At 68.2% G+C, this 20,971-nt stretch carries 21 protein-coding genes; 11 read left to right on the forward strand and 10 right to left on the reverse strand.

Annotated elements, in window-relative coordinates; genetic code table 11:
* Together ON23_RS18485 and ON23_RS18490 are read left to right on the forward strand one after the other, a co-directional pair.
* A partial coding sequence (locus ON23_RS18485) for an SDR family NAD(P)-dependent oxidoreductase (RefSeq protein WP_039779699.1) occupies positions 1-679 on the forward strand: 679 nt, incomplete at its 5' end.
* Positions 680-721: 42 nt separating this feature from the next.
* Positions 722-1,297: a dihydrofolate reductase family protein gene (locus tag ON23_RS18490; RefSeq protein ID WP_039779701.1), complete on the forward strand. Its 576-nt coding sequence runs from the start codon at positions 722-724 to the stop codon at positions 1,295-1,297.
* A gap of 60 nt (positions 1,298-1,357) precedes the next feature.
* On the opposite strand, the gene ON23_RS18495 is transcribed toward ON23_RS18490, so the two are convergent.
* Both ON23_RS18495 and ON23_RS18500 read right to left on the reverse strand, forming a co-directional pair.
* Complete coding sequence (locus ON23_RS18495) at positions 1,358-2,599, reverse strand: fatty acid desaturase family protein (RefSeq protein ID WP_039779703.1); 1,242 nt, start codon at positions 2,597-2,599, stop codon at positions 1,358-1,360.
* An 8-nt stretch (positions 2,600-2,607) separates the two neighbouring features.
* The gene (locus tag ON23_RS18500; RefSeq protein WP_039779705.1) at positions 2,608-3,720 is read right to left on the reverse strand and encodes a ferredoxin reductase; all 1,113 of its coding nucleotides are present in this window, start codon (positions 3,718-3,720) and stop codon (positions 2,608-2,610) included.
* A 252-nt stretch (positions 3,721-3,972) separates the two neighbouring features.
* Between ON23_RS18500 and ilvD the strand changes: the two genes are divergently transcribed.
* Both ilvD and ON23_RS18510 read left to right on the forward strand, forming a co-directional pair.
* Positions 3,973-5,664, forward strand: coding sequence for a dihydroxy-acid dehydratase (gene ilvD / locus ON23_RS18505; protein ID WP_039779707.1), 1,692 nt, complete (start codon positions 3,973-3,975; stop codon positions 5,662-5,664).
* A 37-nt stretch (positions 5,665-5,701) separates the two neighbouring features.
* Positions 5,702-6,496 (forward strand): PIG-L family deacetylase, encoded by a 795-nt coding sequence (locus ON23_RS18510; protein ID WP_039779709.1) that lies wholly within the window; start codon positions 5,702-5,704, stop codon positions 6,494-6,496.
* 54 nt (positions 6,497-6,550) lie between these two features.
* Here the strand turns inward: ON23_RS18510 and ON23_RS18515 are convergent, their stop codons facing one another.
* Complete coding sequence (locus tag ON23_RS18515) at positions 6,551-8,197, reverse strand: flavin-containing monooxygenase (protein WP_051042853.1); 1,647 nt, start codon at positions 8,195-8,197, stop codon at positions 6,551-6,553.
* 327 nt (positions 8,198-8,524) lie between these two features.
* On the opposite strand from ON23_RS18515, the gene ON23_RS38500 reads away from it, so the two are divergent.
* Both ON23_RS38500 and ON23_RS18520 read left to right on the forward strand, forming a co-directional pair.
* Positions 8,525-8,680: a DUF6131 family protein gene (locus tag ON23_RS38500; protein ID WP_086006941.1), complete on the forward strand. Its 156-nt coding sequence runs from the start codon at positions 8,525-8,527 to the stop codon at positions 8,678-8,680.
* A 57-nt stretch (positions 8,681-8,737) separates the two neighbouring features.
* Complete coding sequence (locus ON23_RS18520) at positions 8,738-9,217, forward strand: hypothetical protein (protein WP_039779711.1); 480 nt, start codon at positions 8,738-8,740, stop codon at positions 9,215-9,217.
* Between the two features lie 33 nt (positions 9,218-9,250).
* Here the strand turns inward: ON23_RS18520 and ON23_RS18525 are convergent, their stop codons facing one another.
* The gene (locus ON23_RS18525) at positions 9,251-9,685 is read right to left on the reverse strand and encodes a hypothetical protein (protein ID WP_039779740.1); all 435 of its coding nucleotides are present in this window, start codon (positions 9,683-9,685) and stop codon (positions 9,251-9,253) included.
* Between the two features lie 243 nt (positions 9,686-9,928).
* Here ON23_RS18525 and ON23_RS18530 point away from each other — a divergent pair, with 243 nt between their 5' ends.
* The 4 genes from ON23_RS18530 (at position 9,929) to ON23_RS18545 (ending at position 14,286) form a co-directional block, all read left to right on the forward strand.
* Positions 9,929-11,875 carry a glycoside hydrolase family 15 protein gene (locus ON23_RS18530; protein WP_063821293.1) on the forward strand — a complete coding sequence of 649 codons (1,947 nt, stop codon included), beginning with the start codon at positions 9,929-9,931 and terminating at the stop codon, positions 11,873-11,875.
* 9 nt (positions 11,876-11,884) lie between these two features.
* The gene (locus tag ON23_RS18535; RefSeq protein ID WP_245556007.1) at positions 11,885-12,256 is read left to right on the forward strand and encodes a DUF4186 domain-containing protein; all 372 of its coding nucleotides are present in this window, start codon (positions 11,885-11,887) and stop codon (positions 12,254-12,256) included.
* Between the two features lie 52 nt (positions 12,257-12,308).
* Positions 12,309-13,640, forward strand: a complete 1,332-nt coding sequence (locus ON23_RS18540; protein ID WP_039779745.1) for an APC family permease — start codon at positions 12,309-12,311, stop codon at positions 13,638-13,640.
* A 154-nt stretch (positions 13,641-13,794) separates the two neighbouring features.
* Positions 13,795-14,286, forward strand: coding sequence for a beta-class carbonic anhydrase (locus ON23_RS18545; RefSeq protein WP_039779713.1), 492 nt, complete (start codon positions 13,795-13,797; stop codon positions 14,284-14,286).
* A gap of 130 nt (positions 14,287-14,416) precedes the next feature.
* On the opposite strand, the gene ON23_RS18550 is transcribed toward ON23_RS18545, so the two are convergent.
* From ON23_RS18550 to ON23_RS18560, 3 genes are all read right to left on the reverse strand, one after another.
* A complete protein-coding gene (locus tag ON23_RS18550; RefSeq protein WP_039779714.1) occupies positions 14,417-14,845 on the reverse strand; it encodes a DUF427 domain-containing protein in 429 nt (142 codons plus the stop codon).
* Between the two features lie 36 nt (positions 14,846-14,881).
* The gene (locus ON23_RS18555; protein WP_051042854.1) at positions 14,882-15,790 is read right to left on the reverse strand and encodes an acyl-CoA thioesterase; all 909 of its coding nucleotides are present in this window, start codon (positions 15,788-15,790) and stop codon (positions 14,882-14,884) included.
* Between the two features lie 66 nt (positions 15,791-15,856).
* The gene (locus tag ON23_RS18560; RefSeq protein WP_051042855.1) at positions 15,857-17,365 is read right to left on the reverse strand and encodes a WS/DGAT/MGAT family O-acyltransferase; all 1,509 of its coding nucleotides are present in this window, start codon (positions 17,363-17,365) and stop codon (positions 15,857-15,859) included.
* A 312-nt stretch (positions 17,366-17,677) separates the two neighbouring features.
* Here ON23_RS18560 and ON23_RS18565 point away from each other — a divergent pair, with 312 nt between their 5' ends.
* Entirely contained in the window at positions 17,678-18,712 is a 1,035-nt protein-coding gene (locus ON23_RS18565; protein ID WP_039779715.1) for a uroporphyrinogen decarboxylase/cobalamine-independent methonine synthase family protein, read from the forward strand.
* Between the two features lie 15 nt (positions 18,713-18,727).
* Here ON23_RS18565 and ON23_RS18570 read toward each other — a convergent pair whose 3' ends face one another.
* The 3 genes from ON23_RS18570 to ON23_RS18580 all read right to left on the reverse strand — a co-directional run bounded on the left by ON23_RS18570 (position 18,728) and on the right by ON23_RS18580 (position 20,883).
* A complete protein-coding gene (locus tag ON23_RS18570) occupies positions 18,728-19,066 on the reverse strand; it encodes a histone-like nucleoid-structuring protein Lsr2 (RefSeq protein ID WP_039779716.1) in 339 nt (112 codons plus the stop codon).
* A gap of 109 nt (positions 19,067-19,175) precedes the next feature.
* The gene (locus ON23_RS18575) at positions 19,176-20,345 is read right to left on the reverse strand and encodes a zinc-dependent alcohol dehydrogenase (RefSeq protein WP_039779717.1); all 1,170 of its coding nucleotides are present in this window, start codon (positions 20,343-20,345) and stop codon (positions 19,176-19,178) included.
* A gap of 25 nt (positions 20,346-20,370) precedes the next feature.
* Entirely contained in the window at positions 20,371-20,883 is a 513-nt protein-coding gene (locus ON23_RS18580) for an SRPBCC family protein (RefSeq protein ID WP_039779718.1), read from the reverse strand.
* Positions 20,884-20,971 lie beyond the last annotated feature (88 nt).

Here is a 20,971-nt window from a genome sequence, read left to right on the forward strand (position 1 = left end):
GATCGCCGTCGCGTTCGCGCGCGCCGGTGCGGCGGTCGTGGCCGTGGCGCGCACGGAGTCCGCCCTGCGGGAGCTGGCCGCCGAGACACCCGGCATCGACATCGAGGTCGCCGACGCGGCAGATCCGACCGTGCCGGGGGCGCTGCTCGACCGCCACCGGCCGGACGTCCTGATCATCGTCGCGGGCGCGCCACCGCTGATGCGTCCGCTGCACCAGCACACCTGGGAGACGTTCTCGGCGAACTGGAATACGGACGTGCGCATCGCCTTTCACTGGTTGCGCGAAGCGCTGCTGACGCCGCTGCCGCCCGGTGCGCGCGTGATCGTCGTCAGCAGCGGCGCCGCCGTCCAGGGTTCACCGCTCAGCGGCGGATACGCCGGAGCCAAGGCGACCCAGCGGTTCATCACCGGCTACGCCCAGGACGAGGCCCGGCGCGCCGGAATGGACATCACCTTCACGACGGTGCTGCCCCGGATCACTCCCGCCACGAGCCTCGGCCTGCCCGCGGTCCGCGCCTACGCCGCCCGGGCCGGCCGGAGCGTGCAGGAGTACATCGAGCAGATGGGTCAGCCGCTCACTCCCGAGATCGCCGGCGCCGCATTGCTCGAACTCGCCTCCGCGGGCGAACCCGCGACGTCCTGTCAACTCACCGCCGACGGCCTGACGGCCCTGCCGTGATCGGCGTCGTACGCCATTCGACCGACGAAGAAGGAGGAACAGATGCGCAAGCTCATCGCGGCGATGAAGATCTCGGTGGACGGGAAATACGAAGGGCCGGACGGATATGCGGACTGGGTGCACGGCTGGTCCGATGATTACGGAATCACTCCGCAGATCGACGCCTGTGTGCTCGGTGGCCGGATGTACGACGGCTACGAACCGTACTGGACCGCGATCGGCGACCACCCGGACGAACCCCTGCCCCGGACCGGCGCGGCGCCGACGCCGGGCGAGCTCGAATGGGTCGACTTCGCCCGGAAGACACCACATTACGTCGTCTCCACAACGAAAAGCGCGGCCGCATGGCCGAATACGCGATTTCTGCGCGGACTCGACGACGTCGCGGCACTGAAATCCCAGCCCGGAAAGGATATCTACCTCCTGGGCGGCGCCACCCTCACCGGCGCCGCGCTCGACGCGGGCTTGGTGGACGAGATACGCCTGATCGTCTACCCACTCATCGCGGGAGACGGGCCGCCCCTGTTCGCGACCGCGAGTGTTCGCCATCCGCTCGAACTCCGGAAGTTCGAGCAGTTGCCCGACGGCCGGCTGAGCTACGTCTACGACGTCGGCTGACCGGCAACGAACGCCGGGCCGCTCCCCAGTGGCGGTCCGGCGTTCGACGCGGTGCGGCGTTTACGATGCCGTTCGCACCGGCGCCTGCTTCAGTTCGCGCAGCGCCGTGCGCAGCCCCCGGCGCTTGCCGGTCTCCGGGTCGACGCCGAAATGCGCACGCATCCCGTCGCGAATCGCGAACCGCAACTCGGAAGCGGTTTCCGGGGCGTCATCGGAGGTCGCGGTGAGCAGGGCGTTGGGCAGGGCCAGTTTCGCGATCGTCCGGAACGACTGCAGATACTGGCGGCCGAGCGAACCGGTCGTGTACGGCAGGTCGTATTTGTCGCACAGTTCCCGGACCCGGACCCCGATCTCCTCGTACCGGTTGCTGGGCAGGTCGGGGAACAGGTGGTGTTCGATCTGATGGCTGAGGTTGCCGCTCATGAAGCGCATGAGCGGCCCGGCGCGAAAGTTGGCCGACCCCAGCATCTGTCGCAGATACCAGCGGGGCTGATCCTCCTCCGCGAGCTCCTCGGTGGTGAACTTCTCCGCCCCGTCGGGGAAGTGGCCGCAGAAGATGACCATGTAGGCCCAGTAGTTGCGGATGAGATTGGCGGTGGCGTCGGCGGTCAGCGTCGTCTTCCAGTTGCGCCCCGACAACGCCGGATAGATCAGATAATCCTTGGCCGCCTGCTTGCCGACCTTCGTTCCGATGATGCGCAGATCCCGGAACGCCTGCCGCCAGGTTTTGTCCTTGCGGCGAATCTTCTCCACCTCGAGGTGGTGCAGCGCGACGCCCCATTCGAACAATGTTCCCAATGCCAGGTTGTACACCGGATTTCCGATGTTCCACCACTCCCACCGCTGGTCGCGGGTCACTCGCAGAATTCCGTAGCCGACGTCGTCGTCCTTTCCGACGACGTTCGTGTACTTGTGATGGACGAAATTGTGCGAATGCTTCCATTGCACGCTGGGGCAGGTGGTGTCCCATTCCCAGGACGAGGAGTGGATTTCCGGATCGTTCATCCAATCCCATTGCCCGTGCATCACATTGTGGCCGAGCTCCATGTTCTCGATGATCTTGGCGAGTCCGAGCATCGCCGTGCCGGCGAGCCATGCGACCTTGCGATTGCTGAACATCAGCGTGACCCGGCCGCCTGCTGCCAGGGCCCGCTGCAGGGCGATGGTGCGATGGATGTAGCGGGCGTCCCGCTCACCGCGAGATTCCTCGATATCGCGGCGGATGGTGTCCAGTTCGGCGCCGAGTGCCTCGATGTCCTCGGGGGTCAGATGGGCGTAGGCGTCGATATCGGTGATGGCCATAGGGGCTCCTACAGATCGAGGGTGCATTCTCCGGACACGCTGCTGATGCATGTCTGGATTCGTTCTCCTTCGCGGCGCTCCGCGCCGGTGCGCAGATCGCGCACATATCCCCCCGCCAGCGGGACGACGCAGGTTTGGCAGATGCCCATCCGGCAGCCGAAGGGCATGCCGATGCCCAGCTCTTCTCCCGCTTCGAGAAGTGTGGTGGCGCCGTCGATCTCCGCCTTCTTGCCGGACGCGGCGAAGTACACCGTTCCGCCTTCGCCGCCGTGGTCGGTGCGGGCGATGGTGAATCGCTCGGTGTGCAGCCGGTGGCGCAGTCCGCCCGCCTCGTAGTGCGATTCCATCTCGTCGAGCAGCGCCGGTGGGCCACACGCCCAGCAGTGGCGTTCGCGCCAGTCGGGCACCCACTCGTCGAGCCGCGCGGCGTCGAAATTGCCCATCTCCCGGGTCAATTGGAGCGTCAGGTCGTAACCGTCGGAGTTGTCGGCCCGGGTCTGCATCTCGTCGGCGAAGATGACGTCGTCGCGGGTGGGCGCCGAATGAATGTGGCAGATGTCGGGTGACTGCCCATGCGCCTCGAGGGCGCGCAGCATCGCGATCACCGGCGTGATCCCGCTGCCCGCGGTGACGAACAGCAGTTTCTCGGGCACCGGCTCGGGCAGATGGAAATCGCCCTTCGGCGCCGCGAGCCGGATCACCGTGCCCGGCTCGACACCGTCGACCAGGTGCGTCGACAGGAACCCGTCGGGATTCGCCTTCACCGTGATCGAGATGGTCTTGTCCCCGCTCGCGCCGATGGAGGTCAGGGAATACGAGCGCCAATGCCAGCGGCCCCCGATCTGCAACCCGATGCCGACGTACTGTCCCGGCGTGTAGTTCGTCGGAAAACCCCAGCCCGGCCGGATGACGACGGTGGCCGACTCGGCGGTCTCCTTGACGACGTCGACGACCTTGCCGCGCAGTTCGCGCGCGGTCCACAGCGGATTGACCAGGCGGAGGTAGTCGTCGGGAAGCAGGGGCGTGGTGGCCCGCGCCACCAGCCCGCGCACGACGTTGACTCGTGGCTTCTTGGCGCTGATATCGGCGGCAGGCCGCTTACTCCATTTCAACAGATCCATGGAAGCCCTCACTTCCGTGTACACCCGTACACTCGAAATGCCTGTGCCTACGTGCGGTCGTATACCACCTTCGCGCGCGGCTACACAGAAGTTCTCGAGGTTGTCCGAAATCGGCCCGGCTGCCCGGGTGGCTGTACGGGTGCTCCGGCCGGTACGCCCATTCGAGTGGACGACTGTGCGCCGAAAGGTCACGCCACGCGACCCGGGCCGGATCAACCGTCCCGTGGTTTGCGCCGGTCGTAGGCTTGCCCCATGGCACACGATCGCGACACGGCGCACGACATCAAGCCTCGCTCCCGGGATGTCACCGACGGGCTGGAGAAAACCGCCGCCCGCGGCATGCTCCGCGCCGTCGGCATGGGCGACGACGACTGGGCCAAGCCGCAGATCGGCGTCGCGTCCAGCTGGAACGAGATCACCCCGTGCAATCTGTCGCTCGATCGCCTGGCCAAGGCGGTCAAGGAGGGCGTGCACGCCGGCGGCGGCTACCCGCTCGAATTCGGCACGATCTCGGTCTCCGACGGGATTTCGATGGGTCACGAGGGGATGCACTTCTCCCTGGTGAGCCGCGAGATCATCGCCGATTCCGTCGAGACCGTCATGATGGCCGAACGGCTCGACGGATCGGTCCTGCTCGCCGGCTGCGACAAGAGCCTGCCGGGCATGCTGATGGCCGCCGCGCGCCTGGATCTGGCGAGTGTGTTCCTCTACGCCGGTTCCACGCTGCCGGGCAACGTCGACGGCCGCGACGTCACGATCATCGACGCGTTCGAGGCGGTCGGCGCCTGTATGAAGGGGTTGATCAGCCGCGAGGACGTCGACCGGATCGAGCGCGCGATCTGTCCGGGCGAAGGCGCCTGCGGCGGCATGTACACCGCCAACACCATGGCCTCGGCCGCCGAAGCGCTGGGCATGAGCCTGCCCGGCTCGGCAGCACCGCCCGCGCCCGACCGGCGCCGCGACGAGTACGCCCGCAAGTCCGGCGAGGCCGTGGTCGGACTGCTCCGCAGCGGCATCACCGCCTGCGACATCCTGACCCGCGAGGCGTTCGAGAACGCGATCACCGTGGTCATGGCGCTCGGTGGGTCCACCAATGCCGTCCTGCATCTGCTGGCCATCGCGCGGGAGGCCGGAGTCGAGCTGACCCTCGCCGACTTCAACCGGGTCGGCGACAAGGTGCCGCATCTGGGGGATCTCAAGCCGTTCGGCCGCTACGTCATGAACGATGTCGACCGCGTCGGCGGCATCCCGGTGGTGATGAAAGCCCTGCTCGACGCGGGGCTGCTGCACGGCGACGTGCTGACCGTGACCGGCGCGACGATGGCCGAGAATTTGGCGCACATCGAACTGGGCCTCGACGGTGACGTGATCCGCCCGCTCGATCGCCCCATCCACAAGACCGGCGGACTGACCATCCTGCACGGCACCCTCGCGCCCGAGGGTGCGGTGGTCAAGAGCGCCGGATTCGACTCCGACGTCTTCCGCGGCACCGCGCGGGTCTTCGACGGTGAGCGCGCCGCGATGGACGCGCTCGAGGACGGCACGATCGGCGCGGGCGATGTGGTCGTCATCCGCTACGAAGGCCCCAAGGGCGGCCCCGGCATGCGCGAGATGCTCGCCATCACCGGCGCGATCAAGGGCGCCGGCCTGGGCAAGGACGTCCTGCTGCTCACCGACGGCCGATTCTCCGGCGGCACCACCGGTTTGTGCGTCGGTCACGTCGCGCCCGAGGCCGTGGACGGCGGGCCGATCGCTTTCGTCGCCGACGGCGATCCCATCGTTCTCGACGTCGCCAACCGCATCCTCGACGTCGAGATCGACGAGGCCGAGCTCGCCGCGCGCAAGGTCGGCTGGGAGCCGCTGCCGCCGAAGTACACCTCGGGAGTGCTTGCCAAGTACCGCAAGCTGGTCAGCTCCGCGGCCCACGGCGCCGTGACCGGTTGAGGCGGACGAGGCCGTGACCGTGCCGTAGCGTTGCGCCATGGCAACGTTGGTCAGTTTCCACGCTCATCCCGACGACGAGGCGATCACCTGTGGCGGGGTGATGCGCAAGGCGTACGAGCAGGGACACCGCGTGGTTCTCGTGGTGGCCACCCGCGGCGAGCACGGGGAGGTGCCGGCGGGATTCCTCGACGAGGGTGAGCCGTTGTGGCAGCGGCGGGTTCGTGAAACCCACGCTGCCGCAGAGATTCTCGGCGTCGCGCGGGTGGAGTTCCTCGGCTACGTCGACTCGGGGATGATGGGGACGCCCACCAACGACGCGGCCGGATCGTTCTGGACCGCACCCGTCGAGGATGCCGCGCGGCGGCTGGCCGCGATCCTCGCCGAGGAGGACGCGGAGGTGCTCACCGTCTACGACGACCACGGCGGATACGGTCATCCCGACCATATCCAGGTCCACCGCGTCGGGATGCGTGCCGCCGAATTGGCCGGTACCCCACGGGTTTTCCAGAGCACCATGAACCGCGACGAGGTCGTGCGCGGCATGAAGGAGATCGCCGCGCAGGCTGGGGAGACCGGAATCGAGGCGCCCGATATCAGCGCGGTCGCCGAATTCGGGAAGCCGGAATCGATGCTGACCACGGCCGTCGACGTCTCCGCCTACCTGAGCCACAAGCGCGAAGCCATGCGGGCGCACCGGAGCCAGATCGACGAGCAGTCCTTCTTTCTCGCGATGCCGGATCCGGCGTTCGCTCGCGCGTTCGGCACCGAATGGTTCATCCGCGGCGGCGCGCGACCGGGCATCCTCGAAACGGATCTGTTCGCGGCTCGATGACATCGGCCCCGCGGTCCGGATCGGGACCGCGGGGCCGACGGCAGGACTCTCCGATTACGTCCGTTCCGAGGGGACGTCGAGGACGTCGAAGCCCTTGTAATCGGCCGCGGCCACCTCGGCGATGATCTCGCCGTATACGCCGAATCCGCCGACGAAGGGCATGAACACCCGCGGCTTACCCGGCACGTTCGCGCCGAGATACCACGAATTGGCTTGCGGCATCAGAGTTTTCGATGCACGCTCGGCGCATTCGGCGACCCAGGCCGAGACCGCGTCGGGCCGCGCCTCGAGAGCGGCCGCGCCGCGGCGGTCCAGGAAGTCGATCGCGTCGCCCACCCAGTCCACGTGCAGTTCCGAATGCAGCACCATATTGGCCAGGACCGAGGGGCTGCCGGGCCCGGTGAGGTTGAACAGATTCGGGAAGCCGCTGATGCCCAGGCCCAGATAGGTTTTCGGGCCCTCGCGCCATGCCTCGTTCAGGGTTTCGCCGCCGCGGCCGACGATGTTCATCTTCGCGACCGATCCGGTCATCGCGTCGAAACCGGTGGCCAGGACCAGGGTGTCGAGGGGGTAGTGCGCGTCGGTGGTGTGCACGCCCGCGGCGTCGATCCGCTGGATCGGAGTGGTGCGCAGATCCACCAGTTCGACGTTGTCGCGGTTGTAGGTCTCGTAGTAGTTCGTATCGGTGCAGATCCGTTTGGCGCCGATCGGATGGTCGCGCGGGATCAGCAGGTCGGCGACGCGCGGGTCGTGGATCACCGCGCGCACCTTCTGCTCCCAGAACCGGCGCGCCGGCTCGTTCGCCTCGGCGGTCACCATCTGATCGGGGAACGTCTTGCTGAACAGCACGCCGCCGAGCTGCCAGCGCTCCTCGTAGGCGTCGTGGCGCTCCTGCTCGGACACCTGGAGGGTGTTCTCGGGGTGCGGCCGGTGCGGGGAACCGCCGCCGCTGGCCATCGACAGCCGCCGCCGCTCCGCATACCCGGCCTTCTGCCGGCGGCGCGTTTCCTCGTCGAGCGGCGTATTACCGGCGGGCACACTGTAATTGGGTGTGCGCTGGAAGACGTACAGCCGCTCCGCCTGCTCGGCGAGATGCGGAATGGCTTGGATGCCCGAGGATCCCGTGCCGATGACACCGACCCGCTGACCGGTGAGGTCGACACCGTCGGCGGGCCAGCTGGAGGTGTGCAGCAGCCGGCCGGCGAAGGTCGCCAGCCCGTCGATGGCCGGGGTGTTGGCATTGGACAGCGGGCCGGTGGCCAGCACGACGAACCGTGCCGTCACCTCGGCGCCGCTGTCGACGCGGACCCGCCAGCGCAACGTGGTCTCGTCGAGCACGATATCGGTTACCCGCGTGCCGAATTCGATATCGCGGCGCAGATCGTAGCGGTCGGCGACATGTTCGAGATAGGACAGGATCTCCGGCTGGGTGGCGTACTTCTCGCTCCAGTTCCATTCCTGTTGCAGGGCGTCGTCGAACGAGTACGAGTAGTCGACGCTCTCGACGTCGCAGCGCGCGCCCGGGTAGCGGTTCCAATACCACACGCCGCCCACGCCGTCGCCGGCCTCGAACGCCTGCACGCGCAGACCCTGTCCGCGCAGCCGGTGGATCGCGTAGAGCCCTGCGATGCCTGCGCCGACGATCACCACATCGACGCCGGTACGGATATTCCCAGTGGACGATGTCGTCTCGGGGGTCACAGTCGGATACCTTTCGCCGGAGACCTGTTTCTCCGCCCTCGACGCTAGGAAAGGGCACGGCTCCCGGGCAGATGTCGTCCCGCTGACCGGCGCTCACGGCGATCCGGCTCCCGATGACCGGGACGCGCGCTGCGCCGGGCAGCGGCGCCGGGACCACCGGCCGCCGCGACACCGAGGACCGGTTGCAGGCGGAAGTCGAACACCGTTGACACCGTGGGTTCGCGGTGGTTGAGTTGATTTACAGCGTGTAGCCAGTGGGTAGCTTTGCAGACTGTCGAAGTGCCCCGGACAGGGCTGTCGCGTCATTCGCCGAATCAGGTATCGACCATGATCATTCTCGGAATCATTCTCCTCGTCGTCGGTTTTCTGCTGAAGATCCACATCATCTGGATCATCGGAATCGTGGTCCTCGTCATCGGCCTGGTGCTGCTGGCCATGGGGTCGATGGGTCGTGCCGTCGGCGGGCGACGCCACTACTACTGACGCCGGTGCCGATGCCGGCCGCACCCCGGTCCGCCCGAGCGAGTTCGAGGAGTCGAGATGAGTACCACCACGATCGTCGTGATCGTTGTTGTCGTGGTTGTGGCGATCCTGGTCATCGCCGCGCTTGCCCGGGTGGCCGTGGCCCAGCGTAAGGAACATCGGCGCGCGGAGGCCGCGGAGATCCGCGAGAAGGCGACCGAGCGTTCCCACGAGGTCGGCCGTCGCCAAGCGCTCGCCGACGAAACCGCGGCCAAGGCCCGGGCGGCGTCCGCCGAGGCCGATATCAAGGCGGCGCAGGCGGCAGGTCTGAAGGAACAGGCAGCCGCTCACCACACCGAGGCCGCGACCTCACGCGACGAACTCACCCAGGAGTTTCACCGCGCCGACAAGGTCGATCCGGATGCGCGAACCCCCGAGCCCGGAAAGGACGCCGAGCGCGGCCGCACGTCCGGAGCCGATACCGCGCGAAACGAGGCGCATCGCAGCGATACTCCGCGAAACGACGTCCCGAGAAGCGGTCCCACCGAGGGCCGCTGACCCCCGCCGCCGTCACCGCGCAGACCGGCGCGCTCAGCGCCCCCACAGTGCGCGGTGGGCGCGCGGCCAGAACTCGAATCCGGCGGTGGCCAGGCCGCCGAGGCCGATCACCAGTACCGCCGCATCGACGCTGGTACGCCCTTCGCGTGCCCAGTAGACGTCCTCGAGATCCAGCAGCAGCGCCAGTTCGTCGACGATCAGGGCGGAACCGGCGCCGTAGGAGGTGGCCACCACCGGATGCCGGCGGGTGCGCTCGGTGCCGCGCAACGCCACCATCCCCACCCCTGCGAGCGTCGCGATCCCGATGTTGTAGTGGTGAAAATGCTTGCCGCCCAGGCTGATTCCGCCACCGCTGGGTCCGTGGCCGGCGCGGATCCAGTGCGTGAGGGCCCGCGTCGTCCCGAAGGTCGCCGTGAACGCGGCCCACGCCCATACCGCCGACCGTTCGCCGGGCCCGAGCGTCTCCATCCACGCCCGCCGCACCTCGCGGCCTCGATGCCGGGCGGTGGCCAGGGCGCTCCTGCCGTCTCGATCGGTCACGCTCTCATGGTCGTCCGGCGAGGCGGTCCCCATGCGGTATTCGGTAAATTCCCAGAGAACTCGGTGGATGTCCGTATGGGCTGGTTCGTGCCGGTAGCAACCGTGCACCGGCGGACATACGATCGAAGCAGCGCCCGAGCGGGCCGAGCAGGTGACGAATGGGAGCACCGCATGAACGACCATCCCGAACACACGCCCCGGGTCACCGCTTTCCCGCGCATCGACGACTATGCGTTCATCTCCGATTCCGAGGTCACGGCCCTGATCGCACCCAGTGGCGCCATCGAATGGATGTGCTTGCCTCGCATGGATTCCCCCAGCGTCTTCGGCGCGATCCTGGATCGCTCCGCCGGGTCGTTCCGCTTCGCGCCCGACGACATCGCGACCCCGGCCGATCGCCGCTACATCCCCGGCACCATGGTCATGGAGACGAGCTGGCGCAGTGGCGAAGGATGGGCAACCGTGCGCGATGTCCTGCTCGTCGGCCCGTGGCGGCATCAGCAACCCGGTCGCAGTGCGCACCGCCGCGCGCCCACCGACTACGACGCCGAGCACATCCTGCTGCGCATCGTGCACTGCGAGACCGGGCAGATCCAGTTCGTGCTCGACTGCCAGCCCGCCTACGACTACGGACGAGCGCGGGCCACCTGGGAATACCTCGACAGCTACCACCTGGCCCAGGCCGACGCCGACGGTGTCGATCTGCCGTTGCGACTGACCACCGATCTGCGTATGGGCATCGAGGGTTCGCGCGCGGTCGCCCGCACCCTGCTCAAGAGTGGCGACACCCGCTTCTGTGCGCTGTCGTGGGGTAGCCGGGAGGCGCCCGAAACCGTCGAAGAGGCCAATCGTCGCCTGGTCGGGACCGTCCATCACTGGCGGCACTGGCTGGCCGGCGGCCGGTTCCCGGATCATCCCTGGAGTGCCCAGCTCACGCGCAGCGCGTTGACCCTCAAGGGCCTGACCTTCGCCCCGACCGGCGCCATCGTCGCCGCACCGACCACCTCGCTACCGGAAACCCCTGGCGGAGAACGCAATTGGGACTACCGCTACACCTGGGTCCGGGACTCGGCCTTCGCGCTGTGGGGGCTGTACACGCTGGGCTTCAACTGGGAAGCCAACGACTACTTCTCCCACATCATCAATCTGGCCGAGAACGCCGAGGACATGCAGATCGTCTACGGCATCGGCGGCGAAACCGACCTGCGCGAACACACCCTGGACAACCTGCGGGGCTACGAGAACGCCGCCCCGGTGCGAGTCGGCAACGACGCGTATCGCCAACGCCAGCACGACGTCTGGGGCGCGGCGCTGGACTCGGTCTACCTCTACGCCCGCCATCAGGACCAGATCGACGCCCGCACCTGGCCGCTGCTGCGGTGGGCGGTCAAGAGCGCGCTCGCGGTGTGGCGCGAACCCGACCACGGTATCTGGGAAGTGCGCGGCAAGCCGCAGCATTTCACCTCCAGCAAGGTCATGTGCTGGGTCGCCGCCGACCGTGGCGCGCGACTGGCCCGCATCCACCAGGACTTCGAGCGTGCCGCCCGCTGGCAGCGCGCGGCCGACGAGATCCGCGCCGACGTCTGCGCCAACGCCGTCGACTCGCGGGGTGTGTTCACCCAGTACTACGGCAGCACGGCACTGGACGCCTCGACCCTGCTCATCCCGCTGGTCCGGTTCCTTCCCCCCGACGACGAACGCGTCCGAAAAACGGTGCTCGCCATCGCCGACGAACTCACCAGCGACGGCCTCGTCCTGCGCTATCGCACCGACGAGACCGACGACGGGTTCGCCGGGGCCGAAGGCACGTTCACGATCTGCTCGTTCTGGCTGGTGTCCGCACTCTCGGAAATCGGCGAGAATCACCGCGCCAAGCAGTTGTGCGAGAAATTGCTCGGCTACGCCAGCCCGCTGGGCCTCTACGCCGAGGAGATCGACCCGGTGACGGGCCGGCACTGGGGCAACTACCCCCAAGCGTTCACGCATCTGGCGTTGATCAATGCCGTCATGCACGTCGTGCGGGACGAGCAGATCGAGTTGCGCACCGCACTCGGGGGCGAGTCCATCGCCCCGCGCCTCGACGACGGCATGCTCACCGGCGGATACATCCATATCTAGGCTGGTGTGGTGCGGCTGGACCACGCAACTCTCGACGCTCGCCTCGAGGCCATCGCCCGGGAGCCGTTTCGGGCGAAGTTCCACCTGCGCGCACCCGAGGTGGAGTTCGTCGCGCTGCGCGGCATGACGGTGGTGCGTGAGCACGCCGCCGACCTCATCGGCAAGCGGCTGGCACCGGCTCATCCGGCCAAGGACGGGAAACAGACCCCGTGGGGCGGTCATCCGGTCTTTCGCGCTCAGCACGCCACCGCCACCTGCTGTCGCAGCTGTCTGCAGCGCACGCACGGCATCGCCAAGGGGCGCGAACTGACCACCCCGGAGCGCGAATACGTCGTGGACATCGTCTGCCGCTGGATCGAGGTGGAGTGCGCTCGCCGGTAGCCGGGAACGCCCCCGTCCGGTTCGATGCGTGCTGGACGGGTACGTGGCCGGTATGCCCCATTCCTTGAAGCGCGCCGTCAGTACCCCTCTGCTGTACTTCTTCATTCTGGGCGACGTGCTGGGAGCCGGGGTCTACGTGCTGATCGGTTCGGTCGCTCAGGCGTCGGGCGGTGCGGTGTGGTTACCGCTGGCCGTCGCGCTCGGCATGGCCACCCTCACCGCGGCGTCGTATGCCGAACTGGCGACGAAGTATCCCCGCGCGGGCGGCTCCGCGCACTATGCGACGCGGGCGCTGGGACCGGCCGCCGGCTCACTGGTCGGCTTCTGCATGCTCGCCGCGGGGGTGGTCTCGGTGGGAGCGCTGGCCCGGGCGTTCGCCGGTGACTATCTCCAGGCGCTCGTGTCCGCGCCGAACCCGGTCGTCATCGTCGTCTTCCTGGTCGCGCTGGCGGCGCTCAACATCCGCGGGATCAAGGAATCGTTGCGCGCCAATGTGGCGGCGAGCCTGGTCGAGCTCAGCGGGCTGGTGCTGATCATCGGGCTGGGTGCGTGGATTCTGCTGCGCGGTGACGCCGATCCCGGCAGGCTCACCGAAATCGGTACCGCGGAGCACGGTCCGGTCGCGGCGGTGCTCGCGGGTACGGTGCTGGCGTTCTACTCCTTCGTGGGTTTCGAGACCTCGGTGAATCTCGCGGAGGAGGTGCGCGATCCGCGGCGCTCCTACCCGATCGCGCTGTTCGGCGCCCTGCTCACCGCCGGGGTGGTGTACGTGCTGGTCGGTGTGGTCGCCAGCGCCGCCGTGCCCACCGATGAACTGGCGCGCTCGAGCGGTCCGCTGCTCGAGGTGGTGCGCCGCGCCGGCGGCGTGCCCGACCGATTGTTCAGTGTCATCGCACTGGTCGCCGTCGCCAACGGCGCATTGCTGACCGGCATCATGGCCTCGCGGCTCGCCTACGGCATGGCTCGCGACGGACTGCTGCCGGCGGTGCTCACCCGTCTGCTTCCCGGCCGTCGCACTCCCTGGGTGGCGGTGGTGGTGACCTCGGGAGCATCCCTCGCCCTCGCGCTCACCGGTGAGGTCGCCGTGCTGGCCGAAACCCTGGTCCTGCTTCTGCTCGTCGTCTTCGCGGCGGTCAACTGCTCGGTTCTGCTCGAGCACCGCCATCCCGTCGACACCGACCACTTCCGCGTCCCGACGCCCGTTCCCTGGCTGGCACTGGCGTCCTGCCTCTACCTGTTCACCCGCATCGACGCCGAGATCTGGGCGCGCGGCCTGATCCTGGTCGGCTTGGGCGCCGTGCTCGCGCTGGTGAACGGCCTGCGTACCCGCCGCGCGCATCCGGAATCCCGCATCACGCAGGCCGTGAAGACGATGCGTCCCTGATCCCCGCACGGTCGCAGCCGGTCGGGCGTTCCGGTTGGACGATCGGCAACCGTTGACTTCACGCTGAGCTAATACCTGGTGTTCGCGGCCCTCGGGAGTCACGATCCATGCGCACATGTGAATGTCCGCACGTACTCCGACGAAGGGCGCGATCATGACCGTGACAGATGAGCTTCTGGCCAACAATGCCGACTACGCAGCGCAGTTCAGCGGGCCGCTTCCGCTGCCGCCGAGCAAGCACGTCGCCGTGGTGGCGTGCATGGATGCGCGGCTCGACGTCTACCGCATCCTCGGACTCCAGGAGGGGGAGGCCCACGTCATCCGCAACGCGGGCGGGGTGGTGACCGACGACGAGATCCGGTCGCTGGCCATCAGCCAGCGGTTGCTGGGCACCACGGAGATCATCCTGATCCATCACACCGACTGCGGCATGCTGACCTTCACCGACGACGAATTCAAACGCGGAATCCAGGACGAGACCGGCCTCAAACCCGCTTGGGCGGCGGAGGCTTTCGACGATCTGGATGTGGATGTGCGCCAATCGATCCGGCGCATCGAGGCCAGCCCGTTCGTGACGAAGACGACCTCGCTGCGCGGCTTCGTCTTCGATGTCGCCACCGGCAAACTCCAAGAGGTTCTCCCCTGATCCCGACCCGGCGCACCGATTCAGCTCCGCCGAACTCGGTATGGCGGCGAAACCGCACTATCCCACAACCTATTCAGCGCAGCTGCGCTATCCCTTCACCGCGGGCAGAGAATGCTGACGGGTCGGTGGATCACTCGGCGTCGGGTGTCCGGGCGGATTCTGGACGGTGCCGCAGTCCGGACACGGCCGGATCCGCCACACCGATCTCGAGGCGGACGCGATCCTGATAGAAGCCGATGTGGTCCCGGATCAACGCCACCTCCGGATAGGGATCGTGATACTCCCAGGCGATCGGCTCGTCGCTGCCGGTCGGGTGCCAATACCGGGCCCAGCCCTTGAAGGGGCAGCGGGAGGTGAGTTGTTCGTCCAGGGTGAGCAGGTCGAAGCGGATATCGGCGACCGGAATGTAGAACACGATCCCGTGGTCCTGTTCGGCGACGAGCAGACTCGCGGTGGTCTCGGCCAGGACCCGATCGTTGTGCAGGACGCGGACCAGATTGCGAATTCGGCGCACGTCGACGCGATAGTCGGGCCAATCGGCGAAGCCGGACGATTCCATGTGTTCCTCCGAATCTGTTCCCCCGAGGGCGGGTGGTCAGAGTACGGTGCCGGCGCGGGTGCGGGCGGCGGTATCGGCGGACCGGAACGCCCGCACCATCGCGTGCACGCTGTAGGACGCCATCAGTCGTCCGTCGGCGGCGTGTACCCGACCTTCGCTCTGGGCGTGGCCGCGTCCGGCGTAGACGACGCGGGTGCTGTACAGCAGCCACTGTGTCACATCGGCATCGTCGTGAAAGGTGATGGTGGCCATGGTGATTCCGGTCGAGATCGCGGAATGGGCCATCGATTCACCGAAGCCGGGATGCGGGCGCAACGCGGCGGCCACCGTCCAGTGTGCACACGATTGCGCCAGCAGCGCGGCATGCAGATGGCCCCCCTCCGGCGCGTCGCGGTACCGCGTCCACACGAACAGTTCCGGAGGACCGACGTGTCCGGGGTCGGGACTGTATCCGTCGCCGGCCACGCGCATGTCCCGGCCGTCGACCTCCGTGCCCGGAATGTCCAGCGACGCCAGCTTTTCCGGTGGTTCGACCCTCGGCATCGGCGCCGCCGACCGGATCAGATCGGGTGCGCCGGCGTCCAGCAGTACGGTGCCCGCGCACCGCAGGGTGTCGTGCTGCCGGATCCGGACCTGTGCCGTGCTGTAGGTGCGACCCGAGTGCAGCACCTCGACGTCGACGTCCAGCGGCGCGTCGTGGGCGGCGACCCGCGTGAAGATCATCGACGCCGACACCACGCGCTGCCGGGGTACCTCCTTGGCGGCCGCCACGATCGCGTCGCCGAGCATCTGGCCGGCCTCGACGACGTTGCGGACGGTCGGACCGTGTGCGGGGGCGACGTAATGTCCTGCGCCACAGGACTGTACGTCCATGAGGCGCAGCAGCTCGCCTTGGCTCCACGGTGGCCCGGCCGGGCCCGCTCCGGCATGCGGATCGTCGACCATCGAACCCCTCGCGTATATGACATTCTCTCTATAGGAGAGTCATATTACCAAAGGGTGTGCGCCGCATCACGAGCTCCGCTGCAACTCGGCCAGCGCATCCGCGAGGTGTGTGGTGATGTCCCAGACGTCGGGAACGGCCTCCGGGCAGGCGACGATGCCGAAATCGAGATGTCCGTCGTAGGACATCACGGTGATGTTCAGGCTGCCGGACAACTCGGTGAGCACCGAGACCGGATAGCTGGCCAGCACGCGAATGCCATGCAGATACAGCGGAATCTGCGGTCCCGGGACGTTCGAGACGATCAGATTGACCAGGGGGAGAGTCGGGGCGGCGACGCGCAGCAGCGCCCGCGTCGGCAGGCCGTGCAGGGCCGGTGTGAGCAATGTGGTCAGTTCGTGCAGCAGAGTCGGTGGCTGTTTGCCGAACCGGTCCTTGGCCACGAGCAGATTGTTGTGCAGCAGTTTCAACCGGGCGTGCGGATCGTGTTCACCGATCGGCAGCGGGGACAGCATGAGCGAGAACTGATTTCCCGCGGTCCCGAACTGTTCGGGCGTACGCACCGAGACCGGGATGGCGGCCAGCAGCGGCCGGTCGATGGGGATCTCGCGATCGAGCATCCAGTTGCGCAGCGCCGAGGTGCACAGGGCCATCACGACATCGTTGACGGTGCCGTCGATCGACTTCTTGATCGCCTTGACCGCGTCCAGGGGCAGCGAGGTGTAGGCGACGCTGCGGGTCGTGGTGAGCGGGCGGTTGAACGGCACGTCGTCGTGTTTGGCGCGGAAAGCGTCCCGGCTGCGCAGCAGTGTCGGGACCGCGTCGAGCGCGGCGCGCGTGCGGGCCGATTGGCGGGTCACCGCCTTGGGAGCGCTGCGGGCCAGCATCTCGATCATCGACGGCATGCGGTCGCGGCGGATACCGGCCTCGGGAGGCGGTGTGGCCGTGGGGGTTTCGGAGATGTCGAGGATCGCTCCCATGATCTCCGCCGCGGACACACCGTCGATCACCGCGTGGTGCACCTTCGTGTAGACCGCCTGACGGCCGCCCGAGAGCCCGGAGACCAGGTGGCACTCCCACAGCGGGCGGGATCGGTCCAGCGGCTGGGCGTGGCGGCGGGCGACATAGTCGGCGAGGTCGGCGTCGGTCGCCCCGTCGGGTAGTCGCACCTCGCGCACATGGAAACCGAGGTCGACGGTGGCGCAGTCGTCCCAGTACGGCTCGTCGAGGCCCAGTGGCACGGTGCGTACCCGGCGGCGTAGCGGCGCCACCAGGTGCAGCCGGGCGGCGAACAGCCGCCGCAGCGTGCCGACATCCAGCGCGCCGCGCGCCGCGCGGCCCGAGTCGAGCAGCATGACGGCGCCGATATGCATGGGCGCCGAGGCGGTTTCGCTGTCCAGCAGATGCAGGTCCAGGGCGCTCAACTGCCGCGGCGGTGCCGAGTGCGCCGCGGCGGGGATCGTCGTCGACGGTGGCGTCGCCGTGCGCTGCGGTCCGGCGGCGAACGATTCGCCCGGCGTCCGGAGGTGGACGGTGGTCCCTTCCGCGTGCGAGACGGTGCTGTGCGAGACGGCCATCGTTACCTCCCGGGGGACGGTCCGGGGCGGTTCACCGGCGGCGCGGGTGCACCGGATCGAGCCCGGACGGCTGGGTGGCGCCTCGGCGAGGCGCGGGACGGTGTTCGCGCGGCGCTGGTCGAACGACGAGTCGTCTCGATGTGCGAGACGTGACTGCGAGTCTAGGGGCGAATACGGCCGCCCGGGCTTCGCCGAGAATTCGAGCCCGTAAATTGTGTGCAAACACCCGATGTGGATCGGCCCGCGCGGACCGCGCCCGCCCCGGTCTCTCGATGCGTCCCGCGGCGTCGGACGGCCGGGTACGATGGGTAAATGCCTTCGCGCAGCGTGCATTTCGTGGGGAGCTTCCCCGCCGCGAGTACGGATGAGGCGATGCGGGCGATGGCGGACAGCGCGGGTCCGCTGTTACACACCCTGCCCACCGGTGAGACCCGCCGGTACGAGTACTACGTCCGCCCGATCCTGGAAGACCTGGTCGCTCAGGGCGCGCTGGAGGTCACCCGGGCTGGGGAGTGGCGGACTCGGCGCGATCGGCCTCGATATCGGGTGCCGGAGGCCCGAACGGCGGCCGGGGACGGGATGCACCTCGGGTATTCGGGGGAAGCCGCCGAGGCGCTGCCGATCTTCTCCGCCGTGCGCGCCGAGCTGGGCCGCCCCGAACTCGCGTTGCAGATCGGCATGCCGACCGATCTCACCCTGGCGTTCGTCGCATTGGGGCCCAAGGGAATTCGCTCCGAACGCGCCGCGTTCACCGAGGCCACCGTCCGGGAGATCGCCGCCGTCACACGGGCGGGCGGTGACGATGTGGTGATCCAGCTGGAGGCCACCGCGGAACTGGTGGCGATGGCGCTGACCCAGCCCGCGCACCGCATGGTGGAGCGGCTGCTGGGCTCGGGCCGGGGAATCGCGGCGCTCGCCGCCGCGGCCCCGGAGGGCACCCGGATCGGCGTGCACCTGTGCCTGGGTAGCCTGCACAACAAGGGCGTGCCGCTGCGCACCGCCCGGCCGTTCGTCGATCTGGCCAATTCGGTTGCGCGGCAATGGCCCTCCGGACGCACGCTGGAGTACGTCCATGTTCCGTTCGCCGCCGGCGACAGACCGCCGGCTGCGGAGTCCCGGTTCTACGCTCCCCTCGCCGATCTGTCCCTGCCCGCGGGCACCCGCTTCTACGCGGGTGTCGTCCACGACGTGCCGACCGAGGATGAGCAGCGAAAGACGCTGCACACCATCGAGAATGCGCTGGGCCGCCGCGTCGACGGCGTCGCCTGCGCCTGCGGGCTCGGCCGTCGCCCCCGTGCCGTCGCGGACGCGCTCATGGCGCGCGCCGTGACACTGGCGGGTTCGTGACGGGCGGACCGTCGTCTAGCCGGCCTTGTTGTAGGCCTCGACGATGTCCTTGTGGATCCGGCCGCGGCTCGAGATCTCGTAGCCGTTGTTGCGCGCCCACTCCCGGATGGCGGCGGTCTGCTCGCGGTCCGGGGTCGTGCGGGCGGCGCCGGACTTGACGGCGCCCTTGCGGTTTCGGCCGACCTTGCGGGCGGACTCGGTCCACTGCTCGAAGATCTTGCGCAACTTCTCGGCGTTCTTGGTCGACAGGTCGATTTCGTATTCGACCCCGTCGATGCCGAAGTGCACCGTCTGGTCGGCATCGGACTTGCCGTCGTAGTCGTCCACCAGCTCGACGATGACCTTCTTGGCCATGAAAACCCACCCTCCACTCAGCTCTTATGTGACGCGGCGAAAATGCTAATCGAGTTGGCGAGAGCGTCGTTGAGCAGGGTGAGAACAGTGGCTCGCGGGTAGGTTCGCGTCACGGGCGGAAGATCGCGCGCACGCACCCTTCTCGTTTGTTCTTGAACAGGTCGTACCCGTGCACGGCGTCCTCCAGCGGGAGATCGTGGGTGATCAGATAGGACGGATCGAGGTCGCCCTGCTGGATGTAGTCGAAGATGCGGCGGACGTAGCGCTGGCCGTGCTGTTGTGCGCTGCGGATCGTGAGGCTCTTGTTGGTGACGACGGCCATCGGGAACTTGTCGGTCAGGCCGTAGACGCCGAGTACCGACACCACCCCGCCCTTGCGGCAGGCGAGGAGCGCCTCGCGCAGTGGTGTGGCGCGGTCCGTTTCGAGGCGCAGGAGTTGTTTGACGCGGTCGTAGGCGTGCTGCAGCCCGGTGCCGTGCCCCTCCATACCCACCGCGTCGATGCAGGCGTCCGGACCGCGGCCGCCGGTCATCTCGGCGATGGTGTTCTGCACGCTGTCCACCGCGGTGTAGTCGATGGTTTCGGCATCGAAGTGCTTGTGCGCCAGCGCCAGACGTTCGCGATAGCGGTCGATCACGATCACGCGTTCGGCGCCGAGCAGCCGCGCCGAGTGCCCGGCCATCAGCCCGACCCCGCCGCTGCCCCAGATGGCGACCGTATCGCCGGGGGAGATGTCGCAGAATTCGGCGCCCATCAGTCCGGTCGGCACGGCGTCGGAGACGAACAGGGCCTGTTCGTCGGTGATCTCGCCGGGGACGGGGAAGCAGTTGACATCGGCGAAGGGGACCCGCACGTATTGGGCGTGCGAACCTTGGTATCCGCCGAAGGGATGGGTGTAGCCGTAGATGCCGGCGGTCGGGTAGCCGAGCACGGGGCGTTGCAGGTGGGCGTTCGGGTTGGTGGTGTCGCAGGCGGCCCACAGGTCGTGTTCGCAGAACCAGCACGAGCCGCATCCGATGAACGAGGGCACCACCACCCGGTCACCGACGCCGCGGTGGGTGACCTCGGAGCCGACGGCGACCACGACGCCGACGAACTCGTGCCCGAAGACGTCACCGTGCCGCATTCCGGGCAGATAGCCGTCGATGAAATGCAGATCCGAGCCGCAGGTGGTGGTCAGCCGGACCGCCACGACGGCGTCGTGCGGGTTGACCACCGAGGGGTCGGGCACGGTCTCGACGGCGAGATCGTTCACCCCGTTCCAGCACAGTGCGCGCATGAATCGTTCCTCTCCGTCCGAGGGGCTATTCGTCCGAGGCGGCGCGCGTGCTCGGATTTCCGGCGAGGGTCGGTATCTCGCCCGTCTGCAGCAGCGCCCGCGCGCGGTAGAGCGCCGCGAACGCGGCGGTGTCGGTGAGTATGTCGGGGAGCGGCGCCCCCACGGACAGGGTCACTTCGGTGCCGAGCCCCTGCGGCGCGTCCCGGAAGTCGAGCTGCAGGTAGGTGCCGGTCGGGTCGTCGCCGGTACCGGTGAAGCGCAGCGTGCCCGGCTCTTCGGTGAGTGCCGTTGTCCAGGTGACGGTTTCGCCGTCGTCCGGGCCCAGCCGCCACACGTATCGGGCGCCGTCGGCGGTGTGTACCGAAGCCATCTCCCCGAACACCCGGGAGAGCATTCGCGGATCGTGCCAGAGCCGTTCGACCTCCGCGCGCGGACGCCCGATCGTCACGATCTGCGGGTGTCCGCGACTCGAGGCCGCGCCGACAACTTTCGTGACCACGGCGCCGAGCCGATCCATGACCGCATCGGTGACATTCATCCGGGCCTCCTCGCCGGTCGCTTCGCTGGCGAGCTACCCGGCGCCGCCGGGGGTAAACGCCAATTGCCGGAAGGTCGCGGGGTGTTCG

It is taken from the genome of Nocardia cerradoensis NBRC 101014 (genome assembly GCF_000308535.1).
Classification (GTDB): Bacteria; Actinomycetota; Actinomycetes; order Mycobacteriales; family Mycobacteriaceae; genus Nocardia; species Nocardia cerradoensis.